This is a genomic window from Paraburkholderia sp. UYCP14C (assembly GCF_004197395.1).
Taxonomy (GTDB): domain Bacteria; phylum Pseudomonadota; class Gammaproteobacteria; order Burkholderiales; family Burkholderiaceae; genus Paraburkholderia.
Map to the genome: position 1 here is coordinate 233,308 of NZ_SELS01000004.1, position 17,303 is coordinate 250,610.

General features: G+C 64.3%; 17 protein-coding genes. 9 read left to right on the plus strand and 8 right to left on the minus strand.

Features of this window, described 5'->3' with window-relative positions; genetic code table 11:
• Positions 1 to 30: 30 nt before the first annotated feature.
• Genes EVC45_RS05490 through EVC45_RS05500 form a run of 3 tightly spaced genes read right to left on the minus strand, consistent with a single transcriptional unit; the run spans position 31 to position 2,962 of the window.
• Positions 31 to 1,482, minus strand: coding sequence for an NAD(P)(+) transhydrogenase (Re/Si-specific) subunit beta (locus EVC45_RS05490; RefSeq protein ID WP_129957015.1), 1,452 nt, complete (start codon positions 1,480 to 1,482; stop codon positions 31 to 33).
• On the minus strand, positions 1,483 to 1,809 hold the full coding sequence (locus EVC45_RS05495; RefSeq protein WP_129957016.1) for an NAD(P) transhydrogenase subunit alpha: 327 nt from the start codon (positions 1,807 to 1,809) through the stop codon (positions 1,483 to 1,485).
• A 10-nt stretch (positions 1,810 to 1,819) separates the two neighbouring features.
• Positions 1,820 to 2,962: a Re/Si-specific NAD(P)(+) transhydrogenase subunit alpha gene (locus tag EVC45_RS05500; protein ID WP_129957017.1), complete on the minus strand. Its 1,143-nt coding sequence runs from the start codon at positions 2,960 to 2,962 to the stop codon at positions 1,820 to 1,822.
• Positions 2,963 to 3,228: 266 nt separating this feature from the next.
• On the opposite strand from EVC45_RS05500, the gene EVC45_RS05505 reads away from it, so the two are divergent.
• The 8 genes from EVC45_RS05505 (at position 3,229) to EVC45_RS05540 (ending at position 12,601) form a co-directional block, all read left to right on the plus strand.
• The gene (locus EVC45_RS05505) at positions 3,229 to 3,708 is read left to right on the plus strand and encodes an NUDIX hydrolase (RefSeq protein ID WP_129957018.1); all 480 of its coding nucleotides are present in this window, start codon (positions 3,229 to 3,231) and stop codon (positions 3,706 to 3,708) included.
• A gap of 60 nt (positions 3,709 to 3,768) precedes the next feature.
• Entirely contained in the window at positions 3,769 to 5,031 is a 1,263-nt protein-coding gene (mnmA, locus tag EVC45_RS05510) for a tRNA 2-thiouridine(34) synthase MnmA (RefSeq protein ID WP_129957019.1), read from the plus strand.
• A gap of 275 nt (positions 5,032 to 5,306) precedes the next feature.
• Positions 5,307 to 6,917, plus strand: coding sequence for an FMN-binding glutamate synthase family protein (locus EVC45_RS05515; RefSeq protein ID WP_129957020.1), 1,611 nt, complete (start codon positions 5,307 to 5,309; stop codon positions 6,915 to 6,917).
• 256 nt (positions 6,918 to 7,173) lie between these two features.
• The gene (gene glyQ, locus EVC45_RS05520) at positions 7,174 to 8,181 is read left to right on the plus strand and encodes a glycine--tRNA ligase subunit alpha (RefSeq protein ID WP_075643646.1); all 1,008 of its coding nucleotides are present in this window, start codon (positions 7,174 to 7,176) and stop codon (positions 8,179 to 8,181) included.
• 15 nt (positions 8,182 to 8,196) lie between these two features.
• Positions 8,197 to 10,296, plus strand: coding sequence for a glycine--tRNA ligase subunit beta (glyS, locus tag EVC45_RS05525; protein ID WP_129957021.1), 2,100 nt, complete (start codon positions 8,197 to 8,199; stop codon positions 10,294 to 10,296).
• A 10-nt stretch (positions 10,297 to 10,306) separates the two neighbouring features.
• On the plus strand, positions 10,307 to 10,861 hold the full coding sequence (gene gmhB / locus EVC45_RS05530; RefSeq protein WP_129957022.1) for a D-glycero-beta-D-manno-heptose 1,7-bisphosphate 7-phosphatase: 555 nt from the start codon (positions 10,307 to 10,309) through the stop codon (positions 10,859 to 10,861).
• 39 nt (positions 10,862 to 10,900) lie between these two features.
• Entirely contained in the window at positions 10,901 to 11,659 is a 759-nt protein-coding gene (locus EVC45_RS05535; protein WP_129957023.1) for a 1-acyl-sn-glycerol-3-phosphate acyltransferase, read from the plus strand.
• 48 nt (positions 11,660 to 11,707) lie between these two features.
• On the plus strand, positions 11,708 to 12,601 hold the full coding sequence (locus EVC45_RS05540) for a M48 family metallopeptidase (RefSeq protein WP_129957024.1): 894 nt from the start codon (positions 11,708 to 11,710) through the stop codon (positions 12,599 to 12,601).
• A gap of 9 nt (positions 12,602 to 12,610) precedes the next feature.
• Here the strand turns inward: EVC45_RS05540 and EVC45_RS05545 are convergent, their stop codons facing one another.
• From EVC45_RS05545 to EVC45_RS05565, 5 genes are all read right to left on the minus strand, one after another.
• Positions 12,611 to 13,360, minus strand: a complete 750-nt coding sequence (locus tag EVC45_RS05545) for an IclR family transcriptional regulator (RefSeq protein WP_129957025.1) — start codon at positions 13,358 to 13,360, stop codon at positions 12,611 to 12,613.
• Between the two features lie 100 nt (positions 13,361 to 13,460).
• Positions 13,461 to 14,213, minus strand: a complete 753-nt coding sequence (locus EVC45_RS05550; RefSeq protein WP_129957026.1) for an amino acid ABC transporter ATP-binding protein — start codon at positions 14,211 to 14,213, stop codon at positions 13,461 to 13,463.
• Complete coding sequence (locus EVC45_RS05555) at positions 14,210 to 14,854, minus strand: amino acid ABC transporter permease (protein WP_129957027.1); 645 nt, start codon at positions 14,852 to 14,854, stop codon at positions 14,210 to 14,212. The genes EVC45_RS05550 and EVC45_RS05555 overlap by 4 nt, the downstream gene beginning before the upstream one ends.
• Before the next feature lie 21 nt (positions 14,855 to 14,875).
• The gene (locus EVC45_RS05560; protein WP_129957028.1) at positions 14,876 to 15,592 is read right to left on the minus strand and encodes an amino acid ABC transporter permease; all 717 of its coding nucleotides are present in this window, start codon (positions 15,590 to 15,592) and stop codon (positions 14,876 to 14,878) included.
• Positions 15,593 to 15,643: 51 nt separating this feature from the next.
• Positions 15,644 to 16,480 carry a transporter substrate-binding domain-containing protein gene (locus tag EVC45_RS05565; protein WP_129957029.1) on the minus strand — a complete coding sequence of 279 codons (837 nt, stop codon included), beginning with the start codon at positions 16,478 to 16,480 and terminating at the stop codon, positions 15,644 to 15,646.
• A 427-nt stretch (positions 16,481 to 16,907) separates the two neighbouring features.
• Here EVC45_RS05565 and gloA point away from each other — a divergent pair, with 427 nt between their 5' ends.
• Entirely contained in the window at positions 16,908 to 17,291 is a 384-nt protein-coding gene (gloA, locus tag EVC45_RS05570) for a lactoylglutathione lyase (RefSeq protein WP_129957030.1), read from the plus strand.
• Positions 17,292 to 17,303 lie beyond the last annotated feature (12 nt).

Here is a 17,303-nt window from a genome sequence, read left to right on the forward strand (position 1 = left end):
CGATCCTGAGGTCCGCTCACCGCTGACGATCTAGTCGACCGCCTTCACCATGTCCTCGATCACCTTCTTCGCGTCGCCGAACACCATCATCGTCTTGTCCATGTAGAACAGGTCGTTGTCGAGCCCGGCGTAGCCCGCCGCCATCGAGCGCTTGTTGACGATCACGGTGCGCGCCTTGTACGCCTCGATGATCGGCATGCCGGCGATCGGCGACTTCGGATCGTTCTTCGCCGCCGGATTCACCACGTCGTTCGCGCCGAGCACGAGCACCACGTCAACCTGGCCGAACTCGCCGTTGATGTCCTCCATCTCGTAGACCATGTCGTACGGCACTTCGGCCTCGGCCAGCAGCACGTTCATGTGACCCGGCATGCGGCCGGCCACCGGGTGAATCGCGTACTTCACCTCGATGCCCTTCTCGACGAGCTTGTCGGTTAGCTCCTTCAGCGCATGCTGCGCGCGCGCCACCGCCAGCCCATAGCCCGGCACGATCACCACCGTTTCCGCGTTGCCCATCATGAACGACGCGTCGTCGGCCGAACCCGATTTCACCGGACGCTGTTCCGCCGAGCCGCCCGCGGCCGCGCCCGGCTCGTTGCCGAAGCCGCCGAGGATCACGTTGAAGAACGAGCGGTTCATCGCCTTACACATGATGTACGACAGGATTGCACCGGACGAGCCCACCAGCGAGCCCGCGATGATCAGCATCGGATTGTTCAGCGAAAAGCCGATGCCCGCCGCCGCCCAGCCCGAGTACGAGTTCAGCATCGACACGACCACCGGCATGTCCGCGCCGCCGATCGGAATGATGATCAGCACGCCGAGCACGAACGCGATGATCGTCATGATGATGAACGGCAGCCACGACTGTGTGAGGAAGAACAGCACGCCGAAGCCGAGCATCGCGAGCGCGAGCATCAGGTTGATCAGATGCTGGCCGCCGTACACGACCGGCGCGCCCTGGAACAAGCGGAACTTGTACTTGCCCGACAGCTTGCCGAAAGCGATCACCGAACCGCTGAAAGTAATCGCGCCGACGAAGGTGCCGATGAACAGCTCGATGCGGTTGCCGTACGGCAGGAAGCCCTCGATCGGCACCTCTGGATCGACGAGCCCGAACGCAGCCGGCTCCGACACCACCGCATACGCGATGCACACGGCCGCGAGACCGATCAGCGAGTGCATCGCCGCGACCAGTTCGGGCATCTTCGTCATCTCGACGCGCGCGGCGACGAACGCGCCGACCGCGCCCCCGATCACGAGCGCGAACAGCAGCAACCCGAGGCCGAGACCGAGATTGGAGCCCAGCACTTCGGCCTGCCGCGAGATCAGCGCGATGGTGGTCAGAATCGCGATCGCCATGCCGACCATGCCGAAGGTATTGCCAACGCGGGCGGTCTTCGGATTCGACAGCCCCTTGAGCGCCTGGATGAAGCAGACCGACGCGACCAGATACAGCAGAGTGACGACGTTCAGGCTCATTTACGCACCCTCCTTGCCGGCCGCCGGGAGCTTCTTCGGTTCCTTCTTCTTGAACATCTCCAGCATTCGCCGAGTGACGAGGAATCCGCCGAACACGTTGACGGCCGCGAGCGCGACCGCGATCGTGCCGAAGAACTTGCCGGCGCTGCCCACCGTGAGACCCGCCGCGAGCATCGCACCGACGATCACGATCGCCGAGATCGCATTGGTCACCGCCATCAGCGGCGTATGCAGCGCGGGCGTGACGTTCCAGACCACGTGATAGCCGACGTAGATCGCCAGCACGAAGATGATCAGGTTGATCACCGTGTGATTGATGACTTCCATCTTCGGCCTCCTATGCTTTGCGCGCGACCTGGCCGTCGCGGGCCAGCAGCGTGGCCGCGACGATGTCGTCCGCGAGATCGATATTCAGCGTGCCTTCCTTCGTGACGATCAGCTTCAGGAAGTCGAGCAGGTTGCGCGCGTACAGCGACGACGCGTCGGCGGGCACCATCGCGGCGAGATTCGTATAGCCGACGATCTGCACGCCGTAGCGCACCACCACCTGCTCCGCCTCGGTCAGCGGACAGTTGCCGCCGCGCCGGCCGTCGACCTCCGCGCCGCGGCCGGCCGCGAGATCGACGATCACCGAGCCCGGTTTCATCGCCTGCACCATGTCGACCGAGATCAGCGTCGGCGCGGCGCGGCCCGGAATCAGCGCGGTCGAGATCACGATGTCGGCCTGCTTGGCGCGCTCGTGCACCAACGCCGACTGGCGCGCGAGCCACGACGGCGGCATCGGCCGCGCATAGCCGCCGACGCCCTGCGCGGCTTCGCGCTCTTCGTCGGTTTCGTAGGGCACGTCGAGAAACTTGGCGCCGAGCGATTCGATCTGCTCTTTCACGGCCGGACGCACGTCGGACGCCTCCAGCACCGCGCCGAGGCGCTTCGCGGTGGCGATCGCCTGCAGGCCGGCCACGCCCGCGCCGAGGATCAGCACGCGCGCGGCCTTCACGGTGCCGGCCGCGGTCATCAGCATCGGCATGAAGCGCGGATAGAGCGTCGCCGCGAGCAGCACCGCCTTGTAGCCGGCGATATTCGCCTGCGATGAGAGCACGTCGAGGCTTTGCGCGCGCGTCGTGCGCGGCGCGGCTTCGAGCGCGAACGCGGTGACGCCGGCCGCGGCGAGTTTGCCCGCGTTGTCGGCATTGAAAGGATCGAGCATGCCGACGAGCGTCGCGCCGCGCTTCATCAGCGGCAATTCGGAATCGGTAGGGGATTGGACTTTGAGGACGAGATCGGCGCCGAACGCGGTGGCGGCATCGACGATTTCCGCGCCCACGGCCGTATAGGCGTCATCGGGAAAGCTCGCGCCTGCGCCGGCGCCGCTCTGGAGCGTGACGCGGTGGCCTTGCGCCACGTATTTCTTGACCGTCTCGGGCGTCGCGGCAACTCGGGTTTCATGCGCGCGCGTCTCGGCTGGCACTCCGATGTGCATCGCTGTTCCTCCTCGACTTCCTGTTTGGCGACAGAGCTGCCGACGAGGCACGCCGGCATGCAAACGCAAATGCAACGGCTAACGCAGGCCCCACTTTAACCGAAACCGCCGCCTCATCGAAATCGGGGTCGATGCGAATGCGCGGCGGACCGCCAAACGGTTAGCGGGCGGGCGCGAACCCGCGAGAGCCGCCACCGGCCATGGTCCGGCCCGGCGCCGGCCCGCCGCCCGGCAGCCGGCGCGCATAACCGGTAAAATGCGCAGCCATGAAACCGGAAACCTGGCTGCCGCACGTGACCGTCGCGGCGATCGTCGAGCGTGACGGGTGCTTCCTGCTGGTCGAGGAACATACGGCCGCCGGCCTGCGCCTGAACCAGCCCGCCGGTCATCTCGAGGCGGGCGAAACGCTGCTGGAAGCGGTGGTCCGCGAAACGTTCGAGGAAACCGCCCATCCGTTCGCGCCCGAGGCGCTGGTCGGCATGTACATGACCCACTTCGAGCGACCGGACCGCGCGGGCACCACGTACCTGCGCTTCGCCTATTGCGGCGCGGGCGGCGAGCCGGACCCGGCAAGTTCGCTCGATCCCGACATCGTCCGCACGCTGTGGATGAGCGCCGATGAGTTGCGCGCATGCCCGGAGCGGCATCGCACGCCGCTCGTGATGCAGTGCATCGACGATTACCTGGCCGGCCGGCGTTTCCCGCTCGATTTCGTCCATACGCATTCGGTCGCGCCGAAGCGATGACGCCGTCACGAGCGGCCCCCACAAGATCCATGCAGTGATGCAGCACCCAGTGAGTACCTTATGAGCAAGCGGAAAGTCGTAGTAGGCATGTCGGGCGGCGTCGATTCGTCGGTCACCGCGTGGCTGCTGAAGGAACAGGGCTACGACGTGGTCGGCCTGTTCATGAAGAACTGGGAAGACGACGACGACAGCGAATACTGCTCGACGCGCCAGGACTGGATCGACGTGGTGTCGGTCGCGGACCTGATCGGCATCGACGTCGAGGCGGTCAACTTCGCGGCCGAGTACAAGGACCGCGTGTTCGCCGAGTTCCTGCGCGAATATTCGGCCGGCCGCACGCCGAACCCGGACGTGCTGTGCAACGCCGAAATCAAGTTCAAGGCCTTCCTCGATCACGCGATGTCGCTCGGTGCCGAAACCATCGCGACCGGCCACTATGCGCGCGTGCGCCAGAACCACGAGCGCGACGGCCGCTTCGAGCTGCTGAAGGCGCTCGATCATACGAAAGACCAGTCGTACTTCCTGCATCGGCTGAACCAGGCGCAGTTGTCGAAGACGCTGTTCCCGCTCGGCGAGATTCCCAAGACCAAAGTGCGCGAGATCGCCGCGCAGATCGGCCTGCCGAACGCGAAGAAGAAGGATTCGACCGGCATCTGCTTCATCGGCGAGCGGCCGTTCCGCGACTTCCTGAACCGCTATCTGCCGACCAAACCCGGCCCGATGAAGACCACCGACGGCAAGATCGTCGGCGAGCACATCGGCCTCGCGTTCTACACGTTCGGCCAGCGCAAGGGCATCGGCCTCGGCGGCAGCAAGGACGGCAGCGGCGAGCCGTGGTTCGCCGCCGGCAAGGATATTCCGAGCAATACGCTGTACGTCGCGCAGGGACACGACCATCCGTGGCTGCTGTGCCATACGCTGTCGGCGGGCAACACCAGCTGGGTCGCGGGCGAGCCGCCGGCCGACGGCTTCGCGTGCGGCGCGAAGACGCGCTACCGGCAGGCCGACGCGGCGTGCACGTTCAACGCCGCGGCGGCAGGCGGTGCGGGCGAAGGCCTGTTCGAGCTGAGCTTCGACGCCGCGCAGTGGGCCGTCACGCCGGGACAATCGGCGGTGCTGTACGACGGCGACGTGTGCCTCGGCGGCGGCATCATCGAACGCGCGATGACTGGGCAGCCGGCCGAGCTGCCGCAGGACCAGGCGCCGAAACAGACGCGCGCGCAGCGTCGCAAGCAGTCGCACAAGCCGAAGCACCCGCAAGGCCAGCCGCAGGACGAGCCGCAAACTCCGCGCCAAAAAGCGACGCTGCTCGGCGCGCGTTGAGCGATGCATAACGGCGCGCGCGACGGGTCGCACCACTCCGACACGCGCGCGCCGTTCAGCCTCGCCGTTCATCCCGCTCCCCCGCCCCGCGCAGTCACACACGCTTCACCTTTGCGTGCGACGCTTGGCTTTCATTCGCACGCCTCATCTCCGGACTTCTCCGGTCCTCGCCTCGCCGTCACCCGCAGCCGCCAGTTTTCCTTCGCAACGGATACCGTCCGCGCGCCTCGCGCGGACGATCCCGCCGCAACGATCTTCACTGCCCTGGAGTCCCCATGTTTTCTCGACGCTATCTGGCCATGTGGTGCGCAATCGCGCTCGCCGTGGTGTGTGCCGCGCTCGCCGCGACGCATCGCCTGTCGTGGTTCTGGCTCTTCGTGCCGGCCGCGCTCGTCGCGCTCGGCGTGTTCGACCTGACGCAACAGCGCCACGCGATCCTGCGCAATTACCCGCTGTGGGGCCACCTGCGTTTCATTTTCGAATTCATCCGCCCGGAGATCCGTCAGTATTTCGTCGAGGACGATACCGACGAAAAGCCGTTCTCGCGCGCGCAACGCAGCATCGTCTACCAGCGCGCGAAGAACGATGTCGACAGCCGCCCATACGGCACACGGATCGACGTGAAGGCGGTCGCGCACGAATGGATCAGCCACTCGCTCGCGCCGACCTCGCTCGACGGTCACGACTTTCGCATCGTCGTCGGACCCGATCGCGCGCAGCCGTATTCGATGTCGATCTTCAACGTGTCGGCGATGAGCTTCGGCTCGCTATCGGCCAACGCGATCATGGCGCTGAACCTCGGCGCGAAAAAAGGCAACTTCGCGCACGACACCGGCGAAGGCTCGATGTCGAAATATCATCGCGAGCATGGCGGCGACATCATCTGGGAAATCGCCTCCGGTTACTTTGGATGCCGTAACGACGACGGCACCTTCAATGCCGAGAAGTTCGCCAAACAGGCCGCGGAACCTCAGGTGAAGATGATCGAGGTGAAACTGTCGCAAGGCGCGAAGCCCGGTCACGGCGGCGTGCTGCCGGCCGCGAAGATCACGCCCGAAATCGCCGAGACGCGCGGCGTGCCGATGGGCCGCGACTGCATCTCGCCCGCCACGCACTCCGAGTTCTCGACGCCGCGCGAGCTGCTCGAATTCGTCGAGCGGCTGCGCACGCTGTCGGGCGGCAAGCCGACCGGCTTCAAGCTGTGCATCGGGCATCCGTGGGAATTCTTCGGGATCGCGAAAGCGATGCTGGAAACGGGCATCCTGCCGGACTTCATCGTCGTCGACGGCGCCGAAGGCGGCACCGGCGCGGCGCCGCTCGAATTCACCGATCACGTCGGCGTGCCGTTGCAGGAAGGGCTGCTGTTCGTGCACAACACGCTGGTCGGCATCGGTCTGCGGCAGCGCATCCGCATCGGCGCGAGCGGCAAGATGATCACCGCGTTCGATATCGCGAAGACGCTTGCGATCGGCGCGGACTGGGTCAACGCGGCGCGCGGCTTCATGTTCGCGGTCGGCTGCATCCAGGCCCAAACTTGCCACACCGGCCGCTGTCCGACCGGCGTCGCGACCCAGGACCCGGTGCGCCAGCGCGCGCTCGTCGTGCCGGACAAGGCCGATCGCGTGTTCAATTTCCACCACAACACGCTGCACGCGTTGCAGGAAATCATCCAGGCCGCCGGGCTGCGGCATCCGGCGGAGCTGCGCGCGCATCACATCGTGCGGCGCGTGTCGTCGCATGAGGTGCGGCTGATGTCGGACCTGCTCAAGTATCTCGAACCGAACGATCTGCTCGACGGCAGATATCGCTATACGCTGTTCGAGAAGTACTGGCCGATCGCGCAAAGCGATTCGTTCTCGCCGAAGGCGGAGCTGGCGGCGAGCTGAGTCGCCGCGTGCGAACCAGCGTGGCATCGCCGGCGTTGCGCCGATGCCGCGCTGGCGTCGCGCCGGCCTCGACGGGCCCTTCGTGGGCCTTCTCGCGCCGCCCATCGCCCAAAAACCGCATCGCGGCCCGCCCGACCCCGCAAAACGGGCCGCCCCCCTTTCCTTTCCGTTAAAATCTCCGGTTTAGCACTTCGCTCCACGGCCCCCTCGCGCGCTTCGGCGCAAGCGGCACGGCCTCATGCCCGAAAGGCACTTCATGCTCACGTTTCAGCAAATCATCCTGACCTTGCAGTCCTACTGGGACAAGCAGGGCTGCGCGTTGCTCCAGCCGATCGACATGGAAGTCGGCGCGGGCACGTCTCACGTCCATACGTTTCTGCGCGCGATCGGCCCCGAGCCGTGGCGCGCCGCCTACGTGCAACCGTCGCGCCGCCCGAAAGACGGCCGCTACGGCGAGAACCCGAACCGTCTGCAGCATTACTACCAGTACCAGGTGGTGCTCAAGCCCGCGCCGGAAAACATCCTCGACCTGTACCTCGGCTCGCTCGAAGCCCTCGGCTTCGACCTGAAGCAGAACGACGTGCGTTTCGTCGAGGACGACTGGGAAAATCCGACGCTCGGCGCGTGGGGTCTGGGCTGGGAAGTGTGGCTGAACGGCATGGAAGTGACGCAGTTCACGTACTTCCAGCAGGTCGGCGGTCTGGACTGCAAGCCGGTGCTCGGCGAAATCACCTACGGTCTCGAGCGCCTCGCGATGTATCTGCAGAAGGTCGAGAATGTCTACGACCTCGTCTGGACCGAGTGGGAAGAGCAAGGCCCGAACGGCCCCGAACTGCGCCGCCTGACTTACGGCGACGTGTATCACCAGAACGAGGTTGAGCAGTCCACCTACAACTTCGAGCACGCGAACGTCGATCTGCTGTTCACGTTCTTCAACAGCTACGAAGCGGAAGCGAAGCGCATGATCGACGCGCAGATCGCGCTGCCCGCCTATGAACTCGTGCTGAAGGCCGGCCACACGTTCAACCTGCTCGACGCGCGCGGCGCGATCTCGGTCACGGAACGCGCGGCGTATATCGGCCGGATTCGCGCGCTGTCGCGTCTGGTCGCGCAGGCCTACTACGAATCGCGCGAAAAGCTCGGCTTCCCGATGCTCGGCAATCCGGTGCACGGTGTGCCCGGCCTCACCACCGACGAGCAGGAAGCCGCGATGCCCGCGTGGGCGCCGCCGCTGAAAGTCGAACGCAAGATCGACCAGGACTGACGAGAACTTCAACCAATGACTCAATCTCAACACGCTACCCTGCTCGTCGAGCTGCTGACCGAAGAACTGCCGCCCAAGACGCTCGCCCGTCTCGGCGACGCCTTCGCCGAAGGCATTGCGCAGCGCCTCGCCGCGCGCGACCTGATCGATGGCGAGCCGTCGTTCGAACGCTTCGCCACGCCGCGCCGCCTCGCGGTGACGATTCACAACGTGCGCGCGGTCGCGCCGGAAAAACACGTGCGCGAAAAAGTGCTGCCGGTTTCCGTCGCGCTCGATAAAGACGGCCAGCCCACCGCACCGCTCGCGAAAAAGCTCGCCGCGCTCGGCTTCCCCGACTTCACGGTGAACGACCTCGAACGCGCGCAGGACGGTAAAGCCGAAGCGTTCTTCCTGCGCTACGCGGCGCCGGGCGCGACGCTCGCCGACGGCCTGCAGGGCGCGCTCGACGAAACGCTCGCCAAGCTGCCGGTCGCGAAGCCGATGACCTATCAGCGCCCCGACGGCTCGACCGTGCAGTTCGTGCGCCCGGTGCATCGTCTGACCGCGCTGCACGGCGAAGAGATCGTGCCGGTCAGCACGCTCGGCATCGACGCCGACGACACCACGCTCGGCCACCGCTTCCTGTCCGAAGGCTTCGTGCAGATCCAGCACGCGCAGTCGTACGCCGAAACGCTCGAACACCGGGGCCGCGTGATCGCGAGCTTCGCGAAACGCAAGGAAGCGATCCGCTCGCAACTGCTTGCGCACGCCGGTGAAGACAAGGTCGTGATGCCCGAAGCGCTGCTCGACGAAGTGACGTCGCTGGTCGAATGGCCGGTCGTCTATGAGTGCCGCTTCGAGGACGAGTTCCTGCAGGTGCCGCAGGAATGTCTGATCCTGACGATGCAGACCAACCAGAAGTACTTCGCGCTGACCGATGCGAACGGCAAGCTGCGCTCGCGCTTCCTGATCGTGTCGAACATCGAGACGGCAACGCCGGTCGAGATCGTCGAAGGCAATGAGCGCGTGGTGCGTCCGCGTCTCGCCGACGCGAAGTTCTTCTTCACGCAGGACAAGAAGAAGCCGCTCGCGGATCGCGTGCCGCTGCTCGCGAACGTCGTCTATCACAACAAGCTCGGCTCGGCGCTGCAACGCGTCGAGCGGCTCGAAGGACTGGCCGGCGCGATCGCCGCACTGACCGGCGCCGACGTCGCGCGCGCGACGCGCGCCGCGCGTCTCGCGAAGGCCGACCTGATCACCGACATGGTCGGCGAATTCCCCGAGCTGCAAGGCACGATGGGCACGTACTACGCGCGCCACGACGGCGAGCAGGAAGAAGTCGCGCTCGCGTGCTCCGAGCACTACCAGCCGCGCTTCTCGGGCGACGCGTTGCCCACCACCGCGACCGGCACCGTCGTCGCGCTCGCGGACAAGCTCGAAACGCTGGTCGGCATCTGGGGCATTGGCCTGCAACCCACCGGCGAGAAAGACCCGTTCGCGTTGCGCCGTCATGCGCTCGGGGTGCTGCGCATCCTGATCGAGAAGCAGCTGAACGTCGACTTCGTCGAGCTGCTGCGCGTCGCTTATGCGCAATTCGCCGGCATGCCGAACGTCGCCGATTCGACCGCCGCGATCTACGAGTTCAGCATGGACCGCCTGCGCGGCCTGCTGCGCGAACGTGGCTATGCGGCCGGCGAAATCGATGCGGTGCTCGCGCTGAACCCGACGCGGCTCGACGACATCGTCGCGCGCCTCGACGCGGTGCGCGAATTCGCGTCGCTCGCCGAAGCGGCGTCGCTCGCGGCGGCCAACAAGCGTATTTCGAACATCCTGAAGAAGTCGGAAGGGGTGACGAACGGCGGCGTGCAGCCCGCGCTGCTCACCGAAGCAGCGGAGAAGGCGCTCAACGCGCAGCTCGAACAGGTGACCCCGCGCGTGCAATCGCAACTGGCCGTGCGCGACTACACCGGTGCGCTCACTGCACTGGCCGCGCTGCGCGAGCCGGTCGACATGTTCTTCAACGACGTGATGGTCAACGCGGAAGACCCGGCGTTGCGCGCCAATCGTCTGGCTCTGCTCGGCGCGCTGCATCAGCAGATGAACTGCGTCGCCGATATTTCCCGACTCGCCGCCTGAGCACCCCGCCATGCCGATGAAGAAAGTGGTGATCCTCGACCGCGACGGCGTGATCAACGTCGACTCCGACGCGTTCATCAAGTCGCCGGACGAATGGGTTGCGCTGCCCGGCGCGCTGGAAGCGATCGCGCGCCTGAACCAGGCGGGCTATCGCGTCGCGATCGCGACGAACCAGTCGGGCATCGGCCGCGGTCTGTTCGACATGGACGCGTTGAACGCGATGCATCTGAAGATGCACCGGATGGCGGCAGCGGTCGGCGCGCGCATCGAAGCGGTGTTTTTCTGCCCGCACACGGCGGAAGATCACTGCGAATGCCGCAAGCCGAAGCCCGGCATGCTGAAAATGATCGCCGAGCGGTTCGAGATCGATCCGGCGCATACGCCGACGGTCGGCGATTCGCTGCGCGATCTGCAAGCGGGCGCGGCGCTCGGGCATCCGACCCACCTCGTGCTGACCGGCAAGGGCCGCAAGACCCTCGCCGCGGGCGGCCTGCCCGAAGGCACGATCGTGCACGACGACCTGCGCGCGTTCGCGCTCGACTTTCTCGCCGACGCTCAGGAGTAAGCGCACACCGCGCGCTCCCAACCCTCACCGACCACACCGATGCGCTTTATCCGTTCCCTGCTGCTGCTGATTTATTTCGTTGTGGTCACGGTGCCGTACGCAACCGCGTGCTTCATCGCGTTTCCGTTCATGCGGGCGGAAAACCGCTACTGGATGGCGGCCGGCTGGTGTCGTCTGACGCTGTGGACGGTGCGCTACCTGAACGGCATCCGCTATCGCATCGAAGGTTTCGAGAATCTGCCCAACGGGCCGGCCGTGCTGCTGTCGAAGCATCAGTCGGCGTGGGAGACGCTCGCGTTTCCGGCGCTCATGCCGCGCCCGCTGTGCTACGTGTTCAAGCGTGAGCTTTTGTACGTGCCGTTCTTCGGCTGGGCGCTCGGCATGCTGAAGATGGTTCACATCAACCGCAAGGAAGGCAAATACGCGTTCGAGTCGGTCATCAATCAGGGCAAGGCGCGCATGGCCGAAGGCGCATGGGTCATCATGTTTCCGGAAGGCACGCGCACGCCGACCGGCAAGCAGGGCAAGTACAAGACCGGCGGCGCGCGCTTCGCGATCGCGACCGGCGCGCCCGTCGTGCCGATCGCGCACAACGCGGGCCGCGTGTGGCCGCGCAACTCGTTTACGAAATATCCGGGTATAGTCACGGTGTCGATCGGCAAGCCGATCGAAACGACGGGGCTCACGCCCGACGAAGTGAACACGCGCGTCGAACAGTGGATCGAAGCCGAAATGCGCCGCATCGATCCGACTGCCTATAGCGCGGCGGCTAACGGTTCCGCCGCCGCTCCCATCTGACGCGCCACGCCCTCGAAGTCCGAAGGCGTATTGCGCGAAGCGAAGCCGATGCAGAAGTCTCCCACGCCGCAACCCGCCGCGGCGCTCGAAAACCGGCAGCTCGATCTCCCGCTCTTCGCCGAGCCGGGGTCGACGTCGTCGTCTCCTTCACCTTCCGCGCCCGGCGCGTCCGACTCGGCGCCAGTCATGTCGCCGGCCGTGCCGCTCGCGCCGGACGGCAGCAAGCTGCGCAGCCTCGCGATCGGATCGCGTACGCTGCACTACGCGCTCAAGCGTTCCGCGCGCCGCTCGATCGGCTTTGCGATCGACAGCACCGGTCTCACGATCACCGCGCCGCGCTGGGTCACGCTTGCCGATATTGAGACCGCGATCACCGAAAAACAACGCTGGATTTTTACGAAGCTGATCGAATGGCAAACGCGCGTCGAGCAGCGCGCATTGCCGAAGATCGACTGGAAAGACGGCGCCGAAGTGCCCTACCTCGGTCAGCCGGTGCGGGTGACGCTCGGCGCGCCGCGCGGCATGCTCGCGTTCAGCGCCGAGCATGCGGTGCTGCAATTGCCGCTACCGGCGCAGGCCGATCCGCAGCAGATCAAGGATCGCGTGCAGGGCTGGCTGCAAGGCGAGGCGAAGCGGCTGTTCGGCGAGCGTCTGGCGATTTACGCAGAAAAGCTGGGCGTCAACTATCGCGCGTATGCGTTGTCGTCGGCGGCGACGCGTTGGGGCAGTTGTTCGAGCGACGGCAAGATCCGCCTGAACTGGCGGCTGATTCATTTTCCGCTGTCGATCATCGATTACGTCGTCGCGCACGAGCTGTCGCATCTGCGCGAGATGAATCACAGTCCGCGCTTCTGGCAAACGGTCGAATCGATTTTTCCGGAGTTCCGCGAGGCGCGGCAGACACTGAAGTCGCATCCGCCGGAGTTGTTGCCGACGCTTTGAGGCCGGGCGCTATCTATGCGAAAGCGCCTTCGCGGACTGCAACAGATCGTCGAGCATCACGCCGCGCCTGTCCGGGCTCGTATCGCGGCCGGTCATGAAACACAGCGCTGCAATCGGCAGACCCGCACGATCGCGAATCGGCGCCGCCATGCAAAGTCTGAACGCATTCGAGAGGCCCTCGGTGCAGCAGTAGCCCCGTTCTTTTGCGGCCTGCACGTCCTTCAGGAATTCATCGAATTCGATGCTCACCCCGTTGTCGAGGATGAAATCTTCGGCCGGAATGAGCGCGCGAATCTCGTCGGCGTTCAGGTGACCCAACAGCAGACGTCCCGTGGCGGTCCACGGAATCGGCACTCTCACGCCGATGTCCGAACTGATGTTGAATGGCCGCGCGCTGTTCTCCGACAACACAACCGTGTACTTGTTGCCTTCCAGCATACACAGCTGCGTGGTCTCGTCGTACTTCCTCACCAATGCCAGAATGGACTGATGCGCGCGGCTAATCAGATCGTTGTGCGTTGCATAGTCCGACCCGTAGTAGTGCATCTCGCGCCCGAAGAACACGCTCCCATCCGCGGCCATCTCGAGCCAGCCCACCTCCGCGAGAATCGCGACCAGCTCGTAAATGCTCGAACGCGGTGCGCCGGTTGCCTCGATCAACTCGCGCATCGTCAGCGGGCGTTGGGCGACATGCAATTGCCGCAAAATTGCGACGACGCGGTCCACGCCTCTCGCCCGTGACGATTCTGTAACAGCCATGCGTTCACTCCGTAAAGCGTTGATCCGATCGGTTGGTTTTCAAGCGGCCTGAGTTTATCGCGCGGCAGACCGGCGCAAGCGACTTTCAGGCCGCGATGCGTCAATGGTCGAGAACTCGATGCAGAAACTGCCGGGTACGTTCGTTCGCGGGATTGACGAAGATCTGTTCAGGATCGCCCTGCTCGGCGATGACACCCTTGTCCATGAACACGACGCGGTCGGCGGTCTTCCGGGCAAAGCCCATTTCATGCGTGACGACGACCATCGTCATGCCGTCGCGCGCGAGTCCGCGCATCACCTCGGTGACCTCGCCGACCAGTTCCGGATCCAGTGCGGAGGTCGCCTCGTCGAAGAACATGATGCCGGGCTCGACCGCGAGCGCTCGCGCAATCGCCACACGCTGCTGCTGACCACCCGACAGCTGGCTTGGATAATGTTCAGCGCGGTCCGCGAGCCCGACGCGATCGAGCGTTTCCATGGCGCGCTTGCGCGCGTCGGCAGGACTCATGCGCCGCGCCTTGATCAGCGCGAGCGTGACATTGCCAAGCGCGGTCTTGTGCGGAAACAGATTGAACTGCTGGAAAACCATGCCGACGTGGCCGCGAATCTCTCGCGCTCGACGCGGGTCATGCAAGGGCACCTCGTTGACCCACACCTCGCCGGAATCCGTCGTCTCCAGTCCCGCCATAATTCGCAACACGGTGCTCTTGCCCGAGCCGGACGCCCCGATGAGCACGAGCACTTCACCCGAGCGGACCTCGAGATTGATTTCGTTCAACACCCGGGTCGTACCGAATGCCTTACTGACGCCCGCCAGTGAAATGATGGGTCTGGGTTGGCTGTGATTACTCACGACAATCTCCTGCGGTCATGGTGGCGTACCCATTGCGAGAGCGGGAAGCACACGGCGAAGTAAATGAGTGCGACGAGTCCGTAGATTTCCACGGGCTTTCCGATCCGGTCGACGATGGCCTGGCCACCGTGCATCAACTCGGACATCCCTATCATGCTGACGATCGACGTGTCCTTGATGAGCGACAGATACTGACCGACGAGAGGCGGCAGCACGATCTTTCCCGTCTGAGGCAGCACGACGAACGAGAACGCCTGAGCCCGCGTGAGGCCGAGGATCTGCGATACCTCCCACTGACCCTTGGGTACCGACTCGATCCCCGAGCGGAAGATTTCGGCGATGTAGGCGCCCTGGTACACGCTCAAGCCGATGACGCCGGCTGCGAATACATCGATCGCATAACCGAAGTACGAGACCCCGAAATAGATGAACATCAGCGTGATCAGCACGGGTGTGCCGCGAAACAGCTCCGTATAGAGCTTGGCAACACGGGGCGTGCCCCATGGTCCGAACGAGCGCAGCACCGCGGCGAAAAGGCCGATCAGCGTGCTGCCCACGATGGCCGCAACGGACAGCAACAGCGTCGTCACCAGACCCTGCAGCAGGATCGAGAGACTGGTTTTCAGCAATTCGACTGACATGATCCAACTCCAATCCGGGACTCAGGCCCGCTTCGTCCGGCGCATAAAGCCTCTGCCGAGACCGTTGCGCGCCGGCATGACGAGGGGAGGATGAAAGAGTCGCGCTCCAAGCTGGCCCGCGAGCCAGGACAGTACGTTACTGAGCACGAGATAAGCGACGAGCGTCACGCTGAAAGTCTGCAAGTAGAGAAGCGTCCGCGAGTTGATCACGGTTGCCGTGCCGGTCAACTCCGGCAATGCAATCGCGGACAGCAACGACGTACCGAGCAGCAACTGGATCAGATAGTTGACGATGGCCGGATAGACCGCGCGCGTCGCCTGCGGCAGCACGACCTCGACGAAGACCTGCGCGCGTTCGAGACCGAGAATGCCGGCCGCCTCGAGTTGACCGCGCGGCACCGACTGGATGCCGGCGCGGAACACCTCCGACAGATAAGCACCGACGTTGAGGCCGAGCGCGATGACGCCCGCCCAGTAGGCGTCGAGCGAGATACCCGCCGACGGCAGGCCGAAGAACACGATGAAAATCTGCAAGAGAACCGGCGTGTTGCGGACGATTTCAACGTAGCCACGGGCGATCCACCGAAGCGGCGCGAGCGGAGAAGCGCTGGCGAGCGCGGTCAACAGACCAAGGAGCACCGCCAACACGAACGCCAGCACGGTCACCTGCAACGTCAGCCAGCTCGCGCTTAAAAACTCGGGCACATAGCCCCACAAAGTCAGCCACTCGTAACTCATCGCATACTCCCCACCGTTCGGGTTTCGTCAGAGATCGGCATATCCTGCCCCTCAAAACTGCGGATTGAGCGGGAAGTGCGGATCGGTGCCGAACCACTTGTTGTAGAGCTGCGCGTTGAGCTTCGACGCGTTGATGTTGAAGAGGAACAGATTCAGATAGTTGAGCCATTCCTGATCACCGGCCTTGACGCCGAACGCGTTGTATTCGAGCGGGACCAGTGCTTCGTTCGTGACCGCAAGTTCAGGATCGAGCTTGGCCTGATACGCGAGAAAGTTGTTGTCCTCGATCATCGCGTCGGCCTGTCCCTGCTTGACGGCAAGAATCGCGGCCTGCGAGCTGTCGTATTCCTGGATCTTGATCGGGATATTCAGCGAGCGAACCTCGTCGCCATTGGTCGAGCCCTTCACCGTAGCAATCGTGCGACCGCCCATGTCCTTGATCGACTGAATGCCGCTGTTTTTTCTGACCAGCAGTGCTTCGCTGGCAACCACGTAGGGGCTCGTGAATTCGATCACCTTCGCGCGCTCCAGATTGCGCGTGAAGTTGCAGAACACGACGTCCACTTTGCTGGTCTGCAGATTCGGAATCCGGTTCGCGCTCGTCGTATTCACGACCTCGAGCTTCACGCCCATCTGCTTCGCGAGCTCCTTCGCGAGGTCCACGTCGTAGCCGTCCGGTTGGCCGTCCTTGTTATAGAACCCGAACGGCGCGAACGTGAGGCAGTCGCCGACGCGCAGCGTGCCTCGCTGCATCACGGCCTGAAGCGTCGACGGCGATGCCGCTGCGCCCTGCCCCGGCGTGGGAACCTTGGTGCAGCCAGTGATGGCGAGCAATCCAGCGACAGCGAACAGAAGGGCGGCTTTGGCGCCTCGTTTGGCAAGCTTCATGGGGCAGAGTCCTAAGCGGAGAAGTGTGTTCCGGAGCGGACGAATCGGCTTCAGCGCCTTTCGGCACGCTCGAAAATTCGCCGGGTCACGCATCGAATGTCCGGTATATCAGACTGCTATCTGGCAAACCGGATTGATGCTGAGTGTTGGGCACTAATATCAAACCGGCAACTGGACACAAACCCTGATTGCCCACGCTTTTTTGTTCAAATAGATGCGCTCGAATGACAGTGCTGATGCCGGCGTGGCGCCGGCATCTCGTGCGTGTCGGCTTTCCGCGATGTCGCGCGAACGCGCCATCTCCACGAGGCGCATCGCGTCCGTGGCGGGCCCGCTGGCCCGCGCGGCTTGGCGCTCAAGCTATAAGGCAATCATTTACAATTGCCGCAGGTCGATGCATTGATCGACAACTATCAAAGGATTACTCATGCGAATCTTGCATACCATGCTTCGAGTCGGTGACCTGGACGCCTCGATCCGTTTCTATACCGAGGTTCTCGGCATGCGCCTGCTTCGAAAGAGCGACTTCCCGGACGGGAAGTTCACTCTCGCATTCGTCGGTTACGAGGACGAATCCGAAGGCGCGGCGATCGAACTGACTTACAACTGGGACACGATCAAGTACGACCTCGGAACCGGATACGGCCACATTGCCCTCGAGGTCGACGACGCCTATGCGGCGTGCGAAGAAGTGAAGAAACGCGGCGGTATCGTCACGCGCGAAGCGGGACCCATGAAACACGGCACGACTGTCATCGCCTTCGTCGCCGATCCTGACGGGTACAAGATCGAGCTGATACAGAAGAAGTGACGCGTCGACTGA